This window comes from Terriglobus roseus (assembly GCF_900102185.1).
GTDB lineage: Bacteria > Acidobacteriota > Terriglobia > Terriglobales > Acidobacteriaceae > Terriglobus > Terriglobus roseus_A.
On the sequence record NZ_LT629690.1, the window covers coordinates 203,036 to 222,332 of the forward strand.

At 58.9% G+C, this 19,297-nt stretch carries 15 protein-coding genes and 1 other RNA gene; 7 read left to right on the top strand and 9 right to left on the bottom strand.

Translation table 11 applies throughout. The features are described from left to right. Nucleotides 1-9 precede the first annotated feature (9 nt). The gene (locus BLT38_RS01010) at nt 10-642 is read left to right on the top strand and encodes a DUF948 domain-containing protein (RefSeq protein ID WP_083343508.1); all 633 of its coding nucleotides are present in this window, start codon (nt 10-12) and stop codon (nt 640-642) included. 57 nt (nt 643-699) lie between these two features. Here BLT38_RS01010 and mnmA read toward each other — a convergent pair whose 3' ends face one another. The 4 genes from mnmA to typA form a co-directional block, all read right to left on the bottom strand. After that, the gene (mnmA, locus tag BLT38_RS01015) at nt 700-1,869 is read right to left on the bottom strand and encodes a tRNA 2-thiouridine(34) synthase MnmA (protein WP_083343509.1); all 1,170 of its coding nucleotides are present in this window, start codon (nt 1,867-1,869) and stop codon (nt 700-702) included. A gap of 39 nt (nt 1,870-1,908) precedes the next feature. Further along, nucleotides 1,909-3,039, bottom strand: a complete 1,131-nt coding sequence (locus BLT38_RS01020; RefSeq protein ID WP_083343510.1) for a cysteine desulfurase family protein — start codon at nt 3,037-3,039, stop codon at nt 1,909-1,911. Nucleotides 3,040-3,080: 41 nt separating this feature from the next. Beyond that, nucleotides 3,081-3,437, bottom strand: a complete 357-nt coding sequence (locus BLT38_RS01025) for a hypothetical protein (protein ID WP_083343511.1) — start codon at nt 3,435-3,437, stop codon at nt 3,081-3,083. Nucleotides 3,438-3,566: 129 nt separating this feature from the next. Further along, nucleotides 3,567-5,372: a translational GTPase TypA gene (gene typA / locus BLT38_RS01030; protein ID WP_083343512.1), complete on the bottom strand. Its 1,806-nt coding sequence runs from the start codon at nt 5,370-5,372 to the stop codon at nt 3,567-3,569. A 282-nt stretch (nt 5,373-5,654) separates the two neighbouring features. On the opposite strand from typA, the gene ffs reads away from it, so the two are divergent. Beyond that, an RNA gene (ffs, locus tag BLT38_RS01035) (signal recognition particle sRNA small type) lies at nt 5,655-5,752 on the top strand. A gap of 99 nt (nt 5,753-5,851) precedes the next feature. Next, on the top strand, nt 5,852-6,868 hold the full coding sequence (locus tag BLT38_RS01040) for a beta-ketoacyl-ACP synthase III (protein ID WP_083343513.1): 1,017 nt from the start codon (nt 5,852-5,854) through the stop codon (nt 6,866-6,868). A gap of 157 nt (nt 6,869-7,025) precedes the next feature. On the opposite strand, the gene BLT38_RS01045 is transcribed toward BLT38_RS01040, so the two are convergent. The 5 genes from BLT38_RS01045 to BLT38_RS01065 all read right to left on the bottom strand — a co-directional run bounded on the left by BLT38_RS01045 (nt 7,026) and on the right by BLT38_RS01065 (nt 13,355). Beyond that, the gene (locus tag BLT38_RS01045; RefSeq protein WP_083343514.1) at nt 7,026-7,799 is read right to left on the bottom strand and encodes a TIGR03435 family protein; all 774 of its coding nucleotides are present in this window, start codon (nt 7,797-7,799) and stop codon (nt 7,026-7,028) included. Nucleotides 7,800-7,811: 12 nt separating this feature from the next. Further along, a complete protein-coding gene (locus BLT38_RS01050) occupies nt 7,812-8,483 on the bottom strand; it encodes a YqaA family protein (protein ID WP_231966670.1) in 672 nt (223 codons plus the stop codon). Nucleotides 8,484-8,605: 122 nt separating this feature from the next. Next, on the bottom strand, nt 8,606-9,466 hold the full coding sequence (locus BLT38_RS01055) for a menaquinone biosynthetic enzyme MqnA/MqnD family protein (protein WP_083343516.1): 861 nt from the start codon (nt 9,464-9,466) through the stop codon (nt 8,606-8,608). A gap of 54 nt (nt 9,467-9,520) precedes the next feature. After that, on the bottom strand, nt 9,521-11,101 hold the full coding sequence (locus BLT38_RS01060; protein ID WP_083343517.1) for an EAL domain-containing protein: 1,581 nt from the start codon (nt 11,099-11,101) through the stop codon (nt 9,521-9,523). A 169-nt stretch (nt 11,102-11,270) separates the two neighbouring features. Beyond that, a complete protein-coding gene (locus BLT38_RS01065; RefSeq protein ID WP_083343518.1) occupies nt 11,271-13,355 on the bottom strand; it encodes a S9 family peptidase in 2,085 nt (694 codons plus the stop codon). A gap of 94 nt (nt 13,356-13,449) precedes the next feature. Between BLT38_RS01065 and BLT38_RS01070 the strand changes: the two genes are divergently transcribed. The 4 genes from BLT38_RS01070 (at nt 13,450) to fusA (ending at nt 19,272) form a co-directional block, all read left to right on the top strand. Then, nucleotides 13,450-15,855: an LssY C-terminal domain-containing protein gene (locus tag BLT38_RS01070; RefSeq protein WP_172838099.1), complete on the top strand. Its 2,406-nt coding sequence runs from the start codon at nt 13,450-13,452 to the stop codon at nt 15,853-15,855. Between the two features lie 223 nt (nt 15,856-16,078). Beyond that, the gene (gene rpsL, locus BLT38_RS01075) at nt 16,079-16,462 is read left to right on the top strand and encodes a 30S ribosomal protein S12 (protein WP_083343520.1); all 384 of its coding nucleotides are present in this window, start codon (nt 16,079-16,081) and stop codon (nt 16,460-16,462) included. Nucleotides 16,463-16,548: 86 nt separating this feature from the next. Further along, on the top strand, nt 16,549-17,022 hold the full coding sequence (gene rpsG / locus BLT38_RS01080) for a 30S ribosomal protein S7 (protein ID WP_083343521.1): 474 nt from the start codon (nt 16,549-16,551) through the stop codon (nt 17,020-17,022). A 159-nt stretch (nt 17,023-17,181) separates the two neighbouring features. Further along, nucleotides 17,182-19,272, top strand: coding sequence for an elongation factor G (fusA, locus tag BLT38_RS01085; RefSeq protein WP_083343522.1), 2,091 nt, complete (start codon nt 17,182-17,184; stop codon nt 19,270-19,272). The last annotated feature ends 25 nt before the right edge of the window (nt 19,273-19,297 follow it).

The following is a 19,297-nucleotide window of genomic DNA, read 5'->3' on the forward strand; positions in this document are numbered from 1 at the left end:
GAGTCACCCATGACCGAGTCGCAAGCGCATTACATACTTATCTTTTCCGGCATCAGCGCCGTTGGCATTCTGCTTGGTGCCATTGCCTTCAGTATCTTTGCTCTTTCCTGCGCCCATCTCTTGAAAGAACTGCGAGGCCTGATGTCGGAGGCCCAGGGCAAGGTGTACCCCATCCTTGAAAATGTGCAGGAGATTTCAGAGAAGGTCGCCGACATTTCAACGACGGTACGCGAGACGGCTGCGGACGTTGCGCCGAAAGTGCGTCGCGTGTCGCAGAACCTGGCTGACACCAGCGACCGTTACCATGCACGACTCGCGGAGGTGGATGAACTTGTTGGCGATACCACGCGACGCGTTCGAAATCAGACCGAACGCGCCGACGCATTCGTGACGAACAGTCTTGATCGAACGCATGAAGTGGTGAACACAACGCTTGGCCGCGTGCAGCATGTGCTGGATTCTCTCCACAATGCGATCTACGCACCGGTGCGTCAGATCTCGGGACTTGCGAGCGGTGCAAGGGCAAGCATCGAATCGCTGATCTCCAGCTTTGCGCCGAAACAAAAGCCGAAGACTCCGAAACCGACAGCCTTTGAAGGCGAGAGTGTGTACACGGGGTATGAGGACGACTATCACGCGTGACGTGATGGATCAGCAGTTAACCAGCGGATGCTACATGCATCCGCTTTCCTTTTGTCGTTAGATCAGCCAGCCGCCGCCGACCACGACATCGCCATCGAAGAACATGGCTGCCTGCCCCGGCGTGATGGCACGCTGCGGTTCGTCAAAGACAATCTCTACGCGACCATCTTCCAGTGGATGAATGGTTGCATTGGCAGGCTCGTGGCGATGACGAATTTTCGCTTGCACACGCATGGGCTCGCGCAGAGTGTCGATGCTGATCCAGTTCACTCGATCCGCAACACCGCGCGTCTGGTGCAGTTCTTCTTCCTGACCTACGACCACGCGATTGCTTGCAGGCTCAATGCCCAGCACGTAGAACGGTTCGCTGTGGTGGCGATGCAACTGCTGCTGAATGCCCTTGCGCTGCCCCACGGTGAAGCTGTGGATGCCTGTGTGTGAGCCAACAACTTCGCCGCTCGCGGTGACGAGGTCGCCCGAGGTCTCGGGCATCTCTCGGCCCTGTTCTTCCAGGTAGGCGTGCAGGAACGCTTTGTAGTCGCCGCCGGGGATGAAGCAGATCTCCTGCGAGTCGGGCTTCTGCGCCACGCGCAACCCCTGTTCCTCGGCCATGGCGCGCACAGCAGGCTTCTGCATTTCGCCCAGCGGAAAGATCGTGCGGCTCAACTGCTCCTGCGTAAGTCCGAAGAGGAAGTAAGTCTGGTCCTTGCTACGATCCGCAGGACGGAGCAGCAGCCAGCGGCCACGCTCTTCGTCGTAGCGTACGCGTGCGTAGTGACCCGTTGCTACGCGCTCCGCACCAATACCGCGGGCGGTCTTCAGAAGCTCGTCGAACTTCAGGTGGTTATTGCACAGCGTGCAGGGAATGGGCGTGCGGCCTGCGAGGTAGTCGTTCACAAACGGCTGCACGACATCTGCTTCAAAGCGGCGCTGCTGATTCACCACGTAGTACGGAATGCCAAGCTGACCGGCGACGCGGCGTGCGTCGTAAACGTCATCCAGCGAACAGCAGCGGCCTGTGACCTGTTCGGGAATGCCATCCTTGCCGGAGAGTCGGCGCTGATCCCATAGCTGCAGCGTAAGGCCCACCAGCGTGTGTCCCTCCTGCTGCAGCAGAGCGGCCACGGCAGACGAGTCCACGCCGCCGCTCATCGCTACAGCGATGGTGGACGTGGGATCAGGAGCGGGAAATGCGTGCTCCGCCGGGTTGGGTGCCGTGGTGGCCATCACCCTTTATTTTCGCAGGTTTTCGCTGCGGATGCAGCGCTACAGGGAACGCAGGCGGCGGACAGCGGCGGAGGTGATGGCGATGGCGAGATCCACCTCCTCGTCGGTCGTCAACCGAGAAAGCGAAAAGCGGACGCTGGTGTGAGCCTGTTCGTCGTTCAGTCCCATGGCGCGGAGCACGTGCGAAGGCTCAATGGCGCCGCTCTGGCAGGCCGATCCACCGCTGATCGCCAGTCCCTGCAAGTCCATTGCAATCACCAGTTCCTCGGCGTTGACACCTGCAAAGCGGATGGAAAGAGTATTCGGGACGCGCTCGGCATTGCAGCTGTTGACGGTGGCTTCACCCAAATCGAGCAGTGCTGTTTGCAGGCGGTCGCGGCGCTGTTGCAGTTGCTGCGGGTCCTCGCTGGCGAGCCATTCGGAGGCCAATGCGGCCGCGGCTCCAAAGCCGACGATCCCTGGGACATTTTCTGTTCCGGCGCGACGTCGGCGTTCGTGCGTGCCTCCGTGCAGCATGGGGCGCAGCGTAACGCCCTTGCGTACCCAGAGAGCGCCAACGCCCTGCGGCGCATGCATTTTGTGCGCGGAGAGACTCAGCAGATCGCAACGCAGATAGTCCACGTGGACGGGGATTTTTCCTGCGGCCTGCACCGCGTCGGTGTGCAGCAGGGCTTCGTGCTTGTGCGCGATCTTGCCGATCTTCGCAATGGGTTGGATAACACCGGTTTCATTATTCGCCAGCATCACGGTGACGAGGCGCGTGTTCGGCTGCATTGCTGCGGCGATGGCCTCGGGTTGAATAACGCCTTCGCTGTCCGGAAGTACACGCGTCACGGCGACGCCTTGCTTCTCAATGGCGTCTGCGGCATGCAATACAGCGTCATGTTCGATGGCGCTGACGACGAGATGATCACCCGCGTTCAGCACTCCGAAGAGGGCAAGGTTGTCGCTCTCCGTGCCGCCGCTGGTGAAGGTGACTTCCGAAGGCTTACCGCCAATGAGGGCCGCTACCTGATCGCGTGCCGCGTCCACAGCGTCGCGTGCGTCGCGGCCAAAGGCGTGGACGGCACTGGCGTTGCCAAAACGCGCATTCCAATGCGGCTCCATCGCGTGCAGCACATCGGACAGCACGGGCGTGGTGGCATTGGCGTCTAGATAGATACGCGACATCTTCAAAAGGCTACTATCTCGCGGGGATTCTGCAGAATGCGCTAGTTGCGGTAATCGCGGTAGTGGATGAGTTCAGATATGCCGATCCACAGATCCAGAACGCCAAGTCCGCTGACGAGTCCGCGTGCCCAGCCTTTGATCAGAATGGCGTGAAGCGCGGGGAATTGCAGAAGTAGTTCGTTCTGATCCCACATCTGCTTCCACCACGGCAGAACCGCAATCAGCAGGCCCAGATACAGGCAGAAAACCACCAGCACAACCAGCGAAAGCCGCTGCAACCAGATGGGCGCGGGAGGCGGGCCGATGGGCTCGTCCGTGGCGCGCGCGTGCGCTGCCTCCACCCGCGACTGATGCGCTGGGGAAGATGCGGCGAACTGGGACTCGGTCGGTGCGGCCATGCAGTCTTTACGCTACCAGAGCAGCGGATTCGGTGCAGGGTTCAGGGGTATTCCCGAATAGTCGGGCAAAAGGAAAAAGCGCAGCGATTGTGGTCGCTGCGCTTCTTCTTTTCGTGTTTCGTGTCGCGATTATTCGCCACCGCTGTTGCGGCGCGGACGGCGGTTCGCCTGCAGCACCTTCTTACGCATGCGCAGCGACTTCGGCGTCACTTCGACCAGTTCGTCGTCAGCGATGAACTCAATGCACTGCTCCAGAGTGAGCTGCTTGTACGGCACAAGACGCAGAGCTTCGTCAGCAGAAGAAGCACGCATGTTGGTCAGCTTCTTTTCACGAACGCAGTTCACGTCCAGATCGTTGTCGCGGCTGTTCTCGCCCACGATCATGCCTTCGTACACATCAACGCCGTCGCCCAGGAACAGAACGCCACGTTCCTGCAGGCCGTTCAGCGCGTAGGTCGTCGTAACGCCAGTACGATCGCTGATCAGCGCGCCCGTGGGACGCTGCGGAATCTCGCCCTGGTATGCGATGTAGCCGTCGAACAGGGTGTTCATCACGATTGTGCCGCGGGTTTCGGTCAGCATTTCGCTACGCAGACCGATCAGGCCACGCGAAGGAACCTTGAACTCCATACGGACGCGCGAGTCGCCGTGCATCTTGACCATTTCGCCCTTGCGGGGTCCAAGCTTCTGGATCACGGTGCCGCTGAATTCGTTTGGCACGTCGATGGTGACGTACTCCACCGGCTCCATCAACTGGCCGTCAATGCGCTTGGTCACGATCTCAGGACGGCCAACGGTAAGCTCAAAGCCTTCGCGGCGCATCATTTCGATCAGAACGGCAAGCTGCAGTTCGCCACGGCCCAGCACCTTGAAGGTATCCGGGCTTTCTGTGTCTTCCACACGGATGGACACATTGGTCTGCAGTTCCTTGTCCAGACGCTCACGCAGGTTACGACTGGTAACAAACTGGCCTTCGCGGCCGGCGAACGGCGAGTTGTTCACCGAGAACTGGATCGCAATCGTCGGCTCATCAATGACGATGGGCGGCAGCGAAGCCGGGTTCTCAAGGCTGGTGATGGTCTCACCAATCGTCAGACCGGCAACGCCAGCAACTGCGATGATGTCGCCAATCTCGGTCTGTTCGATGTCCGTGCGCTTCAAGCCGCTGAAGCTGAACAGCTTGGTGATCTTCACAGGAGCCAGGGTGCCGTCAACGCGTGCAATGTTCACGGTGTCGCCAGTCTTCAGCGTGCCGTTGAAGACGCGCGCAATGCCCAGGCGGCCCAGGTAGTCGCTGTAATCCAGGTTCGTCACCAGAATCTGAAGCGAACCATCCGCATCGCCGGTGGCGGGCGGAATGGTCTTCACAATGGTTTCGAACAGCGGCTGCAGGTCGGTGCCGGGGGTTGCGAGGTCCAGCGTCGCGGTACCGGCCTTACCGTTGGTGTACACCACGGGAAAGTCGAGCTGGTCTTCTTCCGCGTCCAGATCAATGAACAGGTCATAGACCTCGTTCAGCACTTCCTGTGGACGGGCATCGGGACGGTCGATCTTGTTGACGACCAGCACCGGCTTCAAACCAGCGGCAAGCGCCTTACCCAACACGAAGCGGGTTTGGGGCAGCGGTCCTTCCGATGCGTCGACGAGCAGAACCACGCCGTCCACCATCTTCAGAGCGCGCTCCACTTCGCCGCCAAAGTCGGCGTGGCCCGGTGTGTCAACGATGTTGATCTTGCCGTCGCCGTAGTTCACGGCGGTGTTCTTGGCGAGAATGGTGATACCGCGCTCGCGTTCCAGGTCGTTCGAGTCCATGACGCGGTCGGCGACTGCTTCATTAGCCCGGAAGGTGCCGCTCTGCCGCAGCATGGCGTCCACAAGGGTGGTCTTGCCGTGATCGACGTGCGCAATGATGGCGATGTTGCGAATCGTGCTCAAACTTTTGGTTCCTTATCGTTTCGCGAGTGGTATCGCGAGAATCTTGCAGGCGCACGCGTGAATTCAGAATGAACACGCCGTGGGCAGACAGAGGGAAACGCACAGACGAGACACCTGGAACCGAACCCAGGGACTCCGCGCGCATCCTTTCTAGTCTACAGGACGACGGGCAAGCGCACCTTTGTCGCGACAAGTTTGTCCGCCGTGCTTTTCCTCAGCCACATGTTTTGCCGCGTTCTGCCAATGCGGTTTGCGTGGCCGATCTTTGGTAGACTAGGTCAGTGCCGGGTCCTACGCGACTCACTCTCACAAACCCCGCCAGGCCCGGAAGGGAGCAACGGTAGTGAGCTCTTGAGTGCGCAGTGGGTTACCCGGCGCTTTTCTTTTTGCAAGTGCTTTGTGGGATGGGAATGGTGGCAGGGGTATGCTGTTGACTGACGTTGACACGCCTTGCGGCCTGTCGCGTGGAGGTCGGTTCGTTGAGTTTGGAGTTGAAGCCGCGGGTAGCAGTCCGCGCAAAGATTTCGTCGGTGGGAACGTACGTTCCGGAACGCATTTTGACCAACGCCGACCTGGAAAAGATGGTCGAAACCAACGACCAGTGGATTCTGGAACGCACTGGCATTCGTGAACGCCACATGGCCGCAAAGGGTCAGGCGACGAGCGATCTGGCAGTAGAAGCCGCAAAGGATTGCCTCGCGAAGCGTGGCATCGATGCCAGCGAAATCGACTGCATCATCGTGGGCACGGTAACTCCGGACATGCTATTTCCCGCCACCGCGTGCCTGGTGCAAGCGAAGCTGGGCGCTACGAAGGCATGGGGATTTGATCTGAGCGCGGCCTGCTCTGCCTTCACCTATGCACTTCAGGTGGGTTCCAAGTTTATTGAGAGCGGCGCACACAAGAAGGTGCTCGTGATCGGCGCGGACACCATGAGTTCCATCGTGGATTACACGGATCGCTCCACTTGCATTCTGTTTGGCGACGGCGCTGGCTGCATCTTGCTTGAGCCGTGCGAAGAGGGCGAGGTTGGCCTGATCGACTTTCACCACGAGGTGGATGGAAACGGTGGACCCGCTCTGAATATGCCGGCGGGTGGCAGCTTGAAGCCGTCAAGCCACGAGACGGTGGATGCTCGCGAGCACTTCATCCGTCAGGATGGGCAGACTGTGTACAAGTTCGCTGTCCGCAAGATGATGGAAGCGAGCGAAACTGTGCTCGCCAACAACGGCGTGGCCGGTACGGAGATTGCTGCGTTCATTCCGCATCAGGCGAACAAGCGCATCATTCTGGCCACGGCAGAGCGTCTTGGCATGCCGCTGGAGCGAGTGGTGATCAACATCGACCGCTATGGCAACACAACCGGCGGAACGATTCCGTTGGCTATGGGAACAGCTCTGGAAGAGGGACGCTTGAAGAAGGGCGACCTTGTTCTGTTGGCTTCAGTCGGTGCTGGATTCACTGTTGGCGCGACGCTGTTGCGCTGGGAGTTCTAGGCACTTCGGCACTTCGTGCTGTTCTCGACGTCGCTTTCGCGACGTGATTCTTCCCGATTTTCAAAGATCAAAAAGCCCGGCCTCGCGCCGGGCTTCTTGCGTTTCTGGATGCGACGGTCAAGCAGATCCTTCGACTCTATGGTCGTGGCTTGCTCAACTAGTTGGCGGTGGGCTCGGTGACTTTGTCGATGATGATGACTGGAGTTGGCGCCTTCGCGGCGGTGAGTTTGAGACCAAGCTGCTGGCGAATGGCGGTGAATAAACCAGGGTTCTCCAGGGTGGCGGCATTCGAGTTGGCAGATGTGTCGTCCGGGGCGAAGTGAATCTCCATGTCATAGGAGCCCGCGATACCTGTCTTGTCGAGGACGGGACGGCTGGTAACAAAGCGCTGCAGATACGCGGCGAGTTCGGGTGGCCCGCCATGGTTGACGGTGAGCAGGCCGGGGGAGTAACCACCGGTTGTCATCGTTAGCTCCTGCTTGGTGGCTGTTAGGTGCGGATTTTCGGCGGTGAGGAGATAAACAGGCAATTCGCGGGTGCCGGCATGGAAGACGAGTCCAAAGCGGTCCGCCAGTAGGTTGCGCAGCATCTGCTTGAGCAGGTCTGCGTTGGGCTTCGTAGGTGTATCTGCGCTAACAACGGCGTTGATGGCATAGCCCTGATGCATGAGGCTGTCAGGACCACCAACGATCTGGTCGCCGTGCAGCCCATAGGCATACTTCAACAAATCGGACACAGAGGTATTCAGGGTATCGACTCGTGTGAAGCTGACAAGGAAACGGATGCCGTGATTTTCTCCCGGAATGCCAGGCTTGATGGTCGCGACCTCAAAACGAGCATCAGGTGGTGCGCTTAGGGCACTCTGCGCAGAAGTGGTCACGTTCGCGACAGAAAGCAACAGAGCGAGAATCATGTTGCGCACTGGGTTCATCGCACGAGTATCTCAGGCTGCCGCCGCTGCGGGAGGTGCCGCGGTCTGTTTGCGTAGCCGGTTCTGGCGTAGTTTCACAACGGCATAGATAACGCCGAATAAAACCGATCCCCACACCACCACCAGCAGTATCCAGCCGTATTTCTCAGCAAAATGAAGATAGGCGGGCATGATGCGACGTCCGTAGTGCATGCCAAGCCACGCGAAGAAAGCGTGGCGCACGAATCGGCTGATGGTGAAGCTGGTGAAGAACTTCGACTGCGGCATCTTCAGTGCCCCCGCCGCGATAAGAAACGGCATGAGTGGCGCGGGCGGCGGAAGGATGGCAGGCAGTGCAGTGGACAGGATGGAGTGTTCCTCGGTCCAGCGACGCATGCGATCACGGAATCGTTGTGGAACGTAACGGTCCATCAGTGCAAGGCCCCCAATACGGCCTGCATGGTACGACATGGCCGCTCCCACAACCGAGCCAAGCGTGGCAATCAGAGTGACCACAATCCATTCCTGCCGTTGCGCTGCGAGCAGCGTGACAAGGATGTCGGAGGAGCCGGGGATGGGCAGTGGGATTGGGGAGGAATCGATGACGCAGATAAAGAAGAGCCCGAGAATACCCAGACGGAAGAAATAGCGTGTGATGCGATCGGTTGGCGTGTAGGCATGGCGATGCTTTGCGCTTCTTGCCAAAGGATTTTTGAGCAACGCCAGCATCATTACAGCTTAGGACGCGTATTTGTGTCGCCAGGTCTCGTTTGGGTGGATCATTTGGGCCCTGCACCTGCTTTACGAGCCATTTTGGTGCGGCGCCGCTACTTCGGGTCGTTCAGGAGTCGGAACTTGTAAGCGGGTAGGGTTCCAGTCTTTTCCGCTAGATGGAAGAAGCGGTGGATTGCCGTGAGGCATTCGGCGTCGAGGATGTAGTGGATGTTTTCCGACAGATAGTAGCGAATGGTCTCTGGCAGCAGCGGAAGGCGTGGCGTCCACTCGCTGACCAGGTTTTCAATGTGCTCCAGGCCGGCGTCGCGCGATTGCTGTAGATCGCGTGTGAGTTGTTGCGGTGTGATGCCGGTTTGTTCCAGCGCTGCGGTGCGAACTGCCCACACGGCGGCCACCCAGGGGCGCTGCGTGTGTTTGCGCCAGAGCTTCGCGACGTCGATCCATGTGTGGTCAGGGAAGTGGTGCTGGCGGTTGTGTTCTTCCAGCGCGAGGAGCGCAGGGTCGCCGATGAGCAGGGCAGCATCACTGGTGGCGAGCATATGGGCCAGGTTCGCGTCTTCCTCGTGAACATCTGGCGTGTTGCCGTAGAAGTGCTTTAAAAGTAGGCGAACATACGCGGCGGATGAGCGCGAGGCTGCATCCGTGGCCAGTGTGCGAATGTCTTCCAGCTTCAGTCCGGGCCGCACCACAAGTTGAATGGAGCGCACAGTTTCCAGCGATGCGATGGTGCATCCGGGGACCGCAACAATGCCGGGGATGAGTGGTAGCGACGCGATGGGCACCAGGCCAAGGTCGGCCTCTCCGCTGGCAAGCTGGGCAGCGCACTGCGAGGGCAGGGTGTAGTGAATGTCGTATCGGGCGGCGAGGCGCTCCTGTTGCGGCGCATGCTCGAAGTCGTAGAGCAGTGGCGCGGGATTCAGGAAGCTGATAGCGGCAATACGAAGTTTCTTCACAACACCAGATTCGATGACTCGTGGGTCAGTTTCGGTGCGGGTAATACGGAGCCATTACACGACGGTGGTCTGTGGCGAGTCCTTTTTCACCTGCGCGTTGGTTTTAAAGTATTCGATAAACGTCTGCGGATCCACGGGTTTGCCAAAAAGCCAACCTTGACCACAGGCCACTCCGCGTTCCCGAAGATACTGCGCCTGCTCCTCTCGTTCAACGCCTTCCGCGACGATCATCAGGTGTAGTTCATTCGCCATTTCAATGATGTAAGGGATAACGCGCCCCGAGGCGGAGTCTGATCCAATGGCGTCTACGAACGATTTATCGATCTTCAGAACATCAAGCGGCAGAGAGTGCAGTACAGAGAGGCTTGAATAGCCGGTGCCGAAGTCATCCACGGCGATGGTGTGTCCGCTGGTGCGGGCCTGGGTGAGTGAGTTACGCGCCATATCCGGATGGATGAAGACGCGTTCGGTCGTCTCCAGCCAGATACGGTCTGGATCGATGCCATTGGTCTGGAGCAGACTTAGCAGGAAGGGAAGCGGCCGACCGGTTTCGGCATCGCGGGCGCAGAGGTTGATGGAGACATGGCAACCGGAGTCGGCCTGCAGCAGCTCCCGCATATCTTCCACCACGCGCTCCATGATGATGTCCGTGATGGCGCAGATCAGTCCGCTTTGTTCTGCCAGCGGGATGAACATATTCGGCGCTATCATGCTGCCGTCCGGACGTTTCCAGCGGGCGAGCGCTTCTGCACCCACGCAACGACCGGTATTCAGCTCCACGATGGGCTGATAATGCGCGACGAACTCGCGCTTGCGTACTGCAATCTCAAGCTCCGCCAGCGGAGATAGACGGCGGCGAAGCGCCCAGAAAACAGCCACCAGAATCAGACCACCGAGAAGGAATCCCAGAGGTAGAAGAACGTTGCGCTCACGTCTGAAGTCATTTTCCGCGTAGCTGTGCTTCTCTATGGCGACTGCGATCCAGTCGGGCGTCCGGTAGCTGGAGTAAATCAGATCGTGCGATTCGCCAGAACCGGGTTGCGCAAGAGCCTGCTTCAGCAGTGCAGGATCAGGATTGTTCAGTGTGGAGATGACCTGGCCTTTTCCATTCGCCAAGGCAAGTGACATTTCGTTGTCGACCAGTACATCCACCATGAACGCGGGATCGACCATCACGTTGTGATCGCCGTATTCCAGACCGACGGCAAAGTTTCCGTGGCTCACCTTTGGGCGCACATGCATGTGCACGCCAATGCCGTCCGTGGTGGAGTAGTTCGCCAGGCGACGAGGAATGGCGGTGTCGACGATGCCCCAGGAGGTGCAGGCGAGGTGATCGCCTTGATAGAAGCCCATCTCGCCCACTGTGCGGTGGGACATCACGTTGAACCGCATGGCCGCAATGTGATCGGGAGAGCAGTCGCGGAAGCCTTGGCGATCAATCTCCTTGAGCGCGCCGGTGGCGTCCTGCATCGTTTTCTGGGTTCGCTCGATGGTCCACTGCGCATATTCCGTCAGATGACGCTGCTCTGCCTGTACGGAACGCGCACGGCTGATGAAATACAGCGTGACCGGCGGCACAGAGGCAGCAGCGCAGGCAAACAGGACCGCTCCGGTAATGAGCTTCCAACGACTCAATAAGGCCTATCCGAGATAAGGGAAGTAGCTCGAGAGTTATCCCGTTGGGCGATGTATATCACGCCCGTGTGATATCAGAGACGACTTTCGCGAAGGCGTGACCAACAAACAACAATGTGCATGAACTTTGTCCGCTCATGCGCACTGTTGTTTCCGTATTTCAGGGAGGTTACTTCATGTTGTCTTCAAACCACGCAATCGTGCGGGCTGTGCGGTCCTGTGTGTGTAGCGGATTGGAGAAGCCGTGGCCTTCGTTGGGATAGACCACAAGCTCAGTCTTCTTTCCGAGAGCCTTCAGCGCGTGCCACATCTCGTAGCTTTGCGGCGCGGGGCATTCACCATCGCGATCACCCACAAGGATGAGCTCTGGCGTCTCCACGTTCTTGATGAAGTTGATAGCGGAGGATTTTGCGTAAGCTTCGGGTGCGTCATAGACGCTTGCGCCGAAGAACGGAACCATCCATTGGTCGATGGAGTTTTCACCGTAGTAGCTCTGCCAGTTGCTGATGCCTGCACCGGCAACCGCAGCGCGGAAGCGATGCGTCTGCGTGATGGCGAACATGCTCATGAAGCCGCCGTAGCTCCATCCAGTAAGGCCCAGGCGATGGTTGTCGACGGAGTACTGCTTCTCCACTGTGTCGATGCCCTTCAGGATGTCGCGAAGATCGCCGTAACCAAAGTCTTTACGATTGGCTTGCACGAACGCTTCACCCTGACCGAACGAGCCGCGCGGATTTGCCGTGAAGTAGAAGTAGCCAAGATGCGCGTAGAGTCCGGCTCCCGCACCGCCGAAGGACGGGCCAACCTGCGCCGAAGGTCCACCGTGAACGCTGACGATCATGGGGTACTTCTTCGCCGGGTCATAGTTCTCAGGCAGCGTGAGCCATCCCTGTACGTGGTAGCCCTCGTTGTCCCATTCCATGGAGAGGGTCTTTGTAGTGGGCTTGGTCGCGTTGGCGTTCAGGTGCGTAACGGCATTGGCTCCGTGCGTGGTGCCGATGTAAACCTCAGGTGCCTGCTCCGGACCTGCAGAAACGAATGCAGCGATCTTCGCCGTGGTTGAGAAAGAGAAGGATGCAGCAGCGCGACCACTGGCAACGGATTGCGGCGCGGTCCAAAGCTGAAGGACCTCGGTCTTGTTGGTGCCGAGGACGCCCAGGTGCGTTTTGCCGGACTGATAGGCCGAAAACAGAATGTGGTCAGGGTCAGCCCATCCTAGGTAAACAGGTGTGTCCTTACGACCGGGTGTCAGGTTCTGCAAGCCGCTGCCGTCGGCACTCATCAGGTAGATGTCGCCACCGGTGGAGCCCTGGTCAGACATCAGGCCACCGATGAACGCGATGTTCTTACCGTCTGGCGAGTAGCGGGGCACTGCGATTTGCAGGCCGTGGAGCGAGCCGCCTGCTGTGACCGGGTTCAGGATGGATTTAGCAGCGTCGGGTTGGCCAGTGGGCGCGGTGTACATCTGCGCAATCCACCATGTGTTTTCGCCCGGAGGATTCGAGGCGATGAAGGCGATGTGCTTTGCGTCGGGTGCCCAGTCGAACTCGTAAGCGTGCAGAGTCTTTGGCGTGAGAATGCTCAGGTTGCCGGTGTGTGCGTCTGCTGCAGCCGCCCACTGAATCTCCACACCATCCTGACCAACGATGCCTGCCGGTGGCTTCATGGCGGCGAGAGCGCCTGCTGAGCGCGTCGCGTTCTCTACATAAAGAAAGGCGATGGACGAGCCATCAGGAGCCCATGTGGGCGAGGTGAGCGTGCCCTTGATGTGGGTGAGTTGCTTCACGGCTCCATCTGCGGCGCGGAGCCAGAGTTGTGGCTGTCCGTCAGCGCAGGTGGCTACGAAGGCAAGCGTCTGTCCATTGGGAGACCAACGCGGAGCGCTGCTAGAGCAGCCTTCGCCAGCGGTGATGGCTGGCTCTGTTGGGCTGGGAGCGAGCGCTTCGCTGATGTGAAGCTGCATACCGCTGCGTCCACGACCGTTGCGACCGCCGCCTGCTGCGGTGGGTTCCGATGCGACCAGCCATGCAAGCTTCTTGCCGTCAGGAGAGAGTTCCACTGCGCCGATCTGTCGGACAGGCGTACCGCTGCGCTGCGACTGTTCATATTCGGCGATGCGCGGATCGGGATGGTCGAAGAACTTCATCTCCGGCGTGAAGACGTTGGTCGTCTCGCTACCGGGGCGCTGGGCTGTAGCAGAGAGAAAAAGACTGGTGGCGGCAAGGGCCGCGGTGGCAAACAATCTGGTGCGCATGGAAAGAAGGCTAGCAGAGAGTGCGGCTGTATTTGCAGCGGGAATGATGCCTCACACCAAACTGGCATGGGCTTCGAAACGCAGGGCGGTTAAGATGGCACCGTCAACACAAAAATCTAAGAGCGATGGGGCAGAGCAGTTGAGTACGCTCGTGTTTGCGGTTCGCCGCGTGGTGGAATTGAGCGCTTTGGCGCTGTTATGCAATGGTGCGGTGGCACAGGTGGTGCTGCCAGAAAAGACCGCGCTTGAGATCCGGCTGACGGAGCGTGTGGCCACGCATACGTCAAAGGAAGGCTCGCCTGTGCGAGCGATCCTCGCCGCGCCCGTGCTGCAGGACGACAAGGTGGTGCTGCCGTTGGGCAGCAAGGTGGAAGGCCGCGTCGTTCATCTGAACAGTGTGGGACTTGGCCTGCGGCACGAGACCTCATCCATTGGCCTGGCGATGGAACGGATTGTTCTGCCGGATGGAACCGTGGTGCCCATCACTGCACAGGTGGCGCAGATTGAAAATTCGCGCGAAGTGGTGCAGAAGAACGGACGCATCTCCGGCGTGCGATCGACCGGGACGTTGAGTCATAAGGCTTCGGGTGCGGCGGGAACGCTGGCGTTAAGCAATCCGATCGCGCTGATATTTATCACGGCATCGTCCGCGTCGTTGCTGCGCTTCTCTGATCCTGAGATCTCGCTACCGGCCAACACGGAATTAATTCTGCAGACGACGGCTCCCATGCAGGTGGGAGTTGGCGCTGATCCGGGAGTCACCCCAGTAGCGCAGGATGATGCTGCCACGACGAAACTGCAGGCAATGATTCGCAAGCAACCGTTCCGCACGATGACGTCGCCAAAGCCTGTGCCGTCCGACATGACGAACCTTATGCTGATCGGCAAAGCCGATGCGATACACCGCGCCTTCGAGGCCGCAGGATGGATGCAGGTGGATGACCTGACGGCGACGTCAACCTATCAGACGATCCGTTCCATCTCTGAGGAGGACGCGTATCACCGGGCCCCGATGTCCTTGCTGACACTGGATGGCCAGAAGCCCACGTATGCATTGGCGAAGACGCTCGATACCTTCTCCAAGCGGCATCATCTGCGCGTATTTGCTACCAACGATCAATGGGACGGCGAGCAAGTGTGGGTCTCTTCGTCGACGCAGGATATTGGCATTGGATTTTCCGCGGACCAGAAGACGTTCATCCATCAAATCGACCACAACATTGACCACGAGCGCACGAAGGTCGTGAATGATCTGATGCTGACCGGCTGTGTCACCGGGTTGAATCTGGTGGCAAGGCCGTGGCTGCCGGAGCATCCGAAGAACGGCACTGGCGAAGAGATTGTGACGGACGGTCGGATCGCCGTGATCAAGCTGAATGATTGCGCAGCCCCGCTCAATGTTCCGTCAAAAAATCAGACGGCAGAGCTTCCGGTGCATCCCAATGTCGCTACTAAGGCGACACGCCAGACCACGTTGACGTTGCGAAACATGTTGCTGCGCGACAATCTTGCGGTAACCGCGTATGGCGGCATAAAGCAGGGGTTGGGGTTGAAGCATCCGAAGCCGCCCGAGCAGCCTATTCCGACGGAATCTGTAATCGACATGGATCGGTATGCCATCGGGGAGTCGGACACTGCGGCTCCTGAGGCGAGTCCGCAGCAACCCATCAAGCCAGGGCTTCCCGTAGGCACTCTCGCTGTAACCAAATCGGGGCTGCCGCGCTATACGGTGGAGCTCGGAGTTCACAGCGGATATGCCGGATACTCCAGCGGCAATGGCGGCTCAGTGGGCTACGTGTTCCTGCCAGACAATCTCAACGATCCCGTCTACATCACGGCTCTGGGGAACGAACATTTTGCAGGATGGAATCTTGGCGGATCGGTGACTCTGAACACGCGCGAGCACTTCTCGCATGAGTTCACGTTTGACTACAACCGAACTCCGTTTCAGGTGCAGTTTGTGGATCTGAATCTGGCCACTGGGCCGGATGAAACCGACCCGGTAACAGAAGCGGACTTTGGGTTTGAGGAGTCGATACTCTCAACCACAGAGTTCGGGTACAACCTGCAGTACCACCTGAAGCGACGGGATTCGCGCTGGCGACCCTACGTATTTGCCGGACCTTCTGTGCGGTTGATGCACCTGACAGATGCGCCAATCACCAAGGCGTCGCCATGGTTCAAACTGGGCCTCAGCACGGTGGGTATCCTGACCGCCGCTTGGAAATATGGCACTACACCGCCGCTCGAGGGTGGCGGCGTCTTCCAGATGGGCCTGCAATACGGTGGCGGCGTGAAGTACCGGGTGTCGCGGCGGGTATTGGTGCGGGCTGACTATAAGGAGACGCTGACTGGTCAGCCGGATTTCTGGTCAAAGTCGAAGAACGATATCTTCGATCCGAACGAACTGCCGGGCTACACCCTGGAAATCATTGGCCCCTTTACGGAGGGAGTCATGCGCCAGCAGCGGGCTACGATGGGCGTTTCCTTCGTCTTCTAGGCGGGCCTGGGCGTGGTTTTGATTGACGCCCGGTACCGTTCTTGGTACAGTGGAAGGGTTCCGAGGTTTCCCGCCCGTGGTGCGTCTTGACGTGCCGGTGGGTGGGAGGGGATCGCAGGTGCCATGCGCCGCGGCTCGTCATGAGAAAGCCTGATTGCCTTCCGGCGGTTGGTGCAGACACCCAAAGTTCAGAAGTCAAGTTAAGCAGTTTCAGGGAGTTATCGTGCCTACGTTTCATCAGCTTGTGAAGAAGGGCCGCACTGCGCCGAACTATAAGACGGCCAGCCCGGCATTGCAGGGATCGCCGCAGCGCCGCGGTGTGTGCACTCGTGTATACACCCAGACGCCGAAGAAGCCGAACTCGGCTCTCCGTAAGGTTGCGCGTGTTCGCCTGACCAACGGAATCGAAGTTACCTCGTACATCCCGGGTGAAGGTCACAACCTTCAGGAGCACTCGATCGTGCTTATCCGTGGTGGCCGTGTGAAGGATCTGCCGGGTGTGCGTTACCACATCGTTCGCGGAACGCTGGACAGCGTTGGCGTGGCGAAGCGTACGCAGAGCCGCAGCAAGTACGGCGCGAAGCGTCCGAAGCAGGCAGCAAAGTAATTAACGACCTGTCCGGGATACGGACAGGCCCAAGCCCAGATGCTTGAGAAGTCTACGGCGCTGGGGGAAGAAGAAAGAAGAGAAAGATGCCACGTAAAGGTCATATTGCAAAGCGCGAAGTAGCACCGGATCCGGTGTACTCGTCCACTCTGGTCACGAAGTTCGTTAACAGCATGATGTGGGGCGGCAAGAAGTCCACGGCGCAGAAGATTTTCTACGCGAGCATGACGAACCTGGAAGCCAAGGGCGGCGGAGACGACGCGCTGACGCTGTTCAAGAAGGCTGTTGAGAACGTGAAGCCCCTGCTGGAAGTGAAGAGCCGCCGTGTTGGTGGTGCGAACTACCAGGTGCCGATCGAAGTGAACCCGGAACGCCGCACCTCGTTGGCGATCCGCTGGCTGGTGAGCTATGCTCGCTCGCGCGGCGAGAAGGGCATGGTCGACAAGATGACGGCCGAGCTGCTGGATGCTGCGAATGGCCGTGGCGCTGCGATGAAGAAGAAGGAAGACGTGCACCGTATGGCCGAAGCGAACCGTGCCTTCGCGCACTATCGCTGGTAGTCACGTCGGGTTAACTTACTCCGCAGTAAGTTGACATGAAGTTGTAACAAGCACGAAATAACTTGGGACCCAGATTCAGGAGTAAGTCAGGCGGGCTGGCTTACTCCTGAACCTGCGAAGGACAGCGGACGTCATAAGTTCCGCAGAAGAGACAAATACGTGGCACGCACAATTGCTCTGAATAAATGCCGCAACATCGGCATCATGGCTCACATCGACGCGGGCAAGACGACGACGACCGAGCGCATCCTGTTTTACACCGGTGTAAACCACCGTATCGGCGAAGTGCACGAAGGCACCGCCACGATGGACTGGATGGAGCAGGAGCAGGAGCGCGGCATCACGATCACGTCGGCTGCAACGACGTGCATGTGGAACAACTACCGCATCAACATCATTGACACCCCCGGCCACGTGGACTTCACGGCTGAAGTAGAGCGTTCGCTCCGCGTTCTTGACGGCGCTGTGGCTTGCTTCGACGCTGTTGCCGGTGTGCAGCCGCAGTCGGAGACGGTGTGGCGTCAGGCTACCAAGTACAAGGTTCCCCGTATCTGCTTCATCAACAAGATGGACAAGAACGGCGGCGATGCTGAGTACGCAACGGGCACCATCCGCGAGCGCCTTGGCGCAAACGCGATCATGCTGCAGCTTGCAATCGGCGCAGAGGCAAACTTCAAGGGTGTTATCGACCTGGTCCAGATGAAGGCCATCCTGTGGCATGACGAGACCATGGGCGCGAAGTACTCCGTGGAAGAGATTCCGGCTGCTCAGCTCGACAAGGCAAAGGAATTCCGTCAGCACCTGATCGAAGCTGTTGCTGACAGCGACGACGCTCTGATGGAGAAGTACCTCGAAGGCGAAGATCCGACCCTGGATGAGCTGAAGTCGGCAATCCGTAAGGCAACGATCGGCATGAAGATCTTCCCCGTGCTGATGGGTTCGTCCTTCAAGAACAAGGGCGTTCAGACGCTGCTGGATGCGGTTATCGATTACCTGCCCAGCCCGCTGGACATCCCGCCGATGATCGGCCGCGATCCGGAAGATCCGGAAATTGAAATCATTCGCAAGGCTGATGACAACGAGCCGTTCTCCGCGCTTGGCTTCAAGATCATGACCGACCCGTTCGTCGGCCAGCTGATCTTTATCCGTAACTACTCGGGCACGCTGAAGACGGGCGACTCGGTTCTGAACCCGCGTACGCGCAAGACGGAGCGTATTGGCCGTCTGCTGAAGATGCACGCCAACAAGCGCGAAGAAATCACGGAGATTCTGGCCGGCGATATCTGCGCTGCTGTGGGTCTGAAGAACCTTGTTACCGGCGACACCATCTGCTCGGAGAAGGCTCCGGTCGTTCTGGAGTCCATCGACTTCCCGAACCCGGTGATCGAAGTTGCAGTAGAGCCGAAGACGAAGGCTGACCAGGAAAAGATGGGTCTTGCGCTGGCGAAGCTGGCACAGGAAGATCCCACGTTCCGCGTGCGTACGGACCAGACCAACGGTCAGACGATCATCGCCGGCATGGGCGAGCTTCACCTGGAAATCATCGTTGACCGCATGATGCGTGAGCACAAGGTGGAAGCGAATGTTGGTAAGCCACAGGTGAACTACCGCGAGACCATCAAGAGCAACGCGGAAGCGGAAGGCAAGTATATCCGTCAGTCGGGTGGTTCGGGTAACTACGGCCACGCGAAGATCCGCATCGAGCCGAACGAAACCGGTAAGGGCTACGAGTTCTCGAACGACACCAAGGGCGGTGCGATTCCGAAGGAATACATCAAGCCGATCGACCAGGGCATCCAGGAAGCGATGGCTGGTGGTGTGCTCGCAGGCTACGAAATGGTGGACATCAAGGTGAGCCTGTATGACGGTTCGTACCACGATGTCGACTCGAACGAAATGGCGTTCAAGATCGCCGGTTCCATGGCGTTCAAGGAAGCTGCTCGCAAGGCAAAGCCGGTTCTGCTTGAGCCGGTGATGGCTGTCGAAGTGACCGTTCCCGAAGACTACATGGGAACCGTTATCGGCGACCTGAACTCGCGTCGTGGCCGCATCGAAGGTATGGAAATGCAGGGTGGCGTTCAGGCCATCAAGGCAACCGTGCCGCTGAGCACCATGTTCGGCTACGCCACCAACCTGCGTGGTTCCACGCAGGGTCGCGGTAACTTCTCGATGGAGTTCAAGCAGTACGAGGAGACCCCGCGCAACGTGAGCGAAGAGATCATCGCAAAGACGCAGGGCAAAGAGAAGTAAGTCAGTCTTAGTTCTCAGTTTTAGT

Excerpts from the sequence above, each read along its gene's own strand:
- BLT38_RS01020 (WP_083343510.1), bottom strand. The coding sequence starts at position 3,039 with ATGTCGCGTATCTATCTAGACGCCAATGCCACCACGCCCGTGCTGTCC.
- BLT38_RS01065 (WP_083343518.1), bottom strand. The coding sequence starts at position 13,355 with ATGCGCACCAGATTGTTTGCCACCGCGGCCCTTGCCGCCACCAGTCTT.
- rpsG (WP_083343521.1), top strand. The coding sequence starts at position 16,549 with ATGCCACGTAAAGGTCATATTGCAAAGCGCGAAGTAGCACCGGATCCG.
- BLT38_RS01045 (WP_083343514.1), bottom strand. The coding sequence starts at position 7,799 with ATGAACCCAGTGCGCAACATGATTCTCGCTCTGTTGCTTTCTGTCGCG.
- BLT38_RS01010 (WP_083343508.1), top strand. The coding sequence starts at position 10 with ATGACCGAGTCGCAAGCGCATTACATACTTATCTTTTCCGGCATCAGC.
- BLT38_RS01070 (WP_172838099.1), top strand. The coding sequence starts at position 13,450 with ATGGCACCGTCAACACAAAAATCTAAGAGCGATGGGGCAGAGCAGTTG.
- BLT38_RS01025 (WP_083343511.1), bottom strand. The coding sequence starts at position 3,437 with ATGGCCGCACCGACCGAGTCCCAGTTCGCCGCATCTTCCCCAGCGCAT.
- mnmA (WP_083343509.1), bottom strand. The coding sequence starts at position 1,869 with ATGGCCACCACGGCACCCAACCCGGCGGAGCACGCATTTCCCGCTCCT.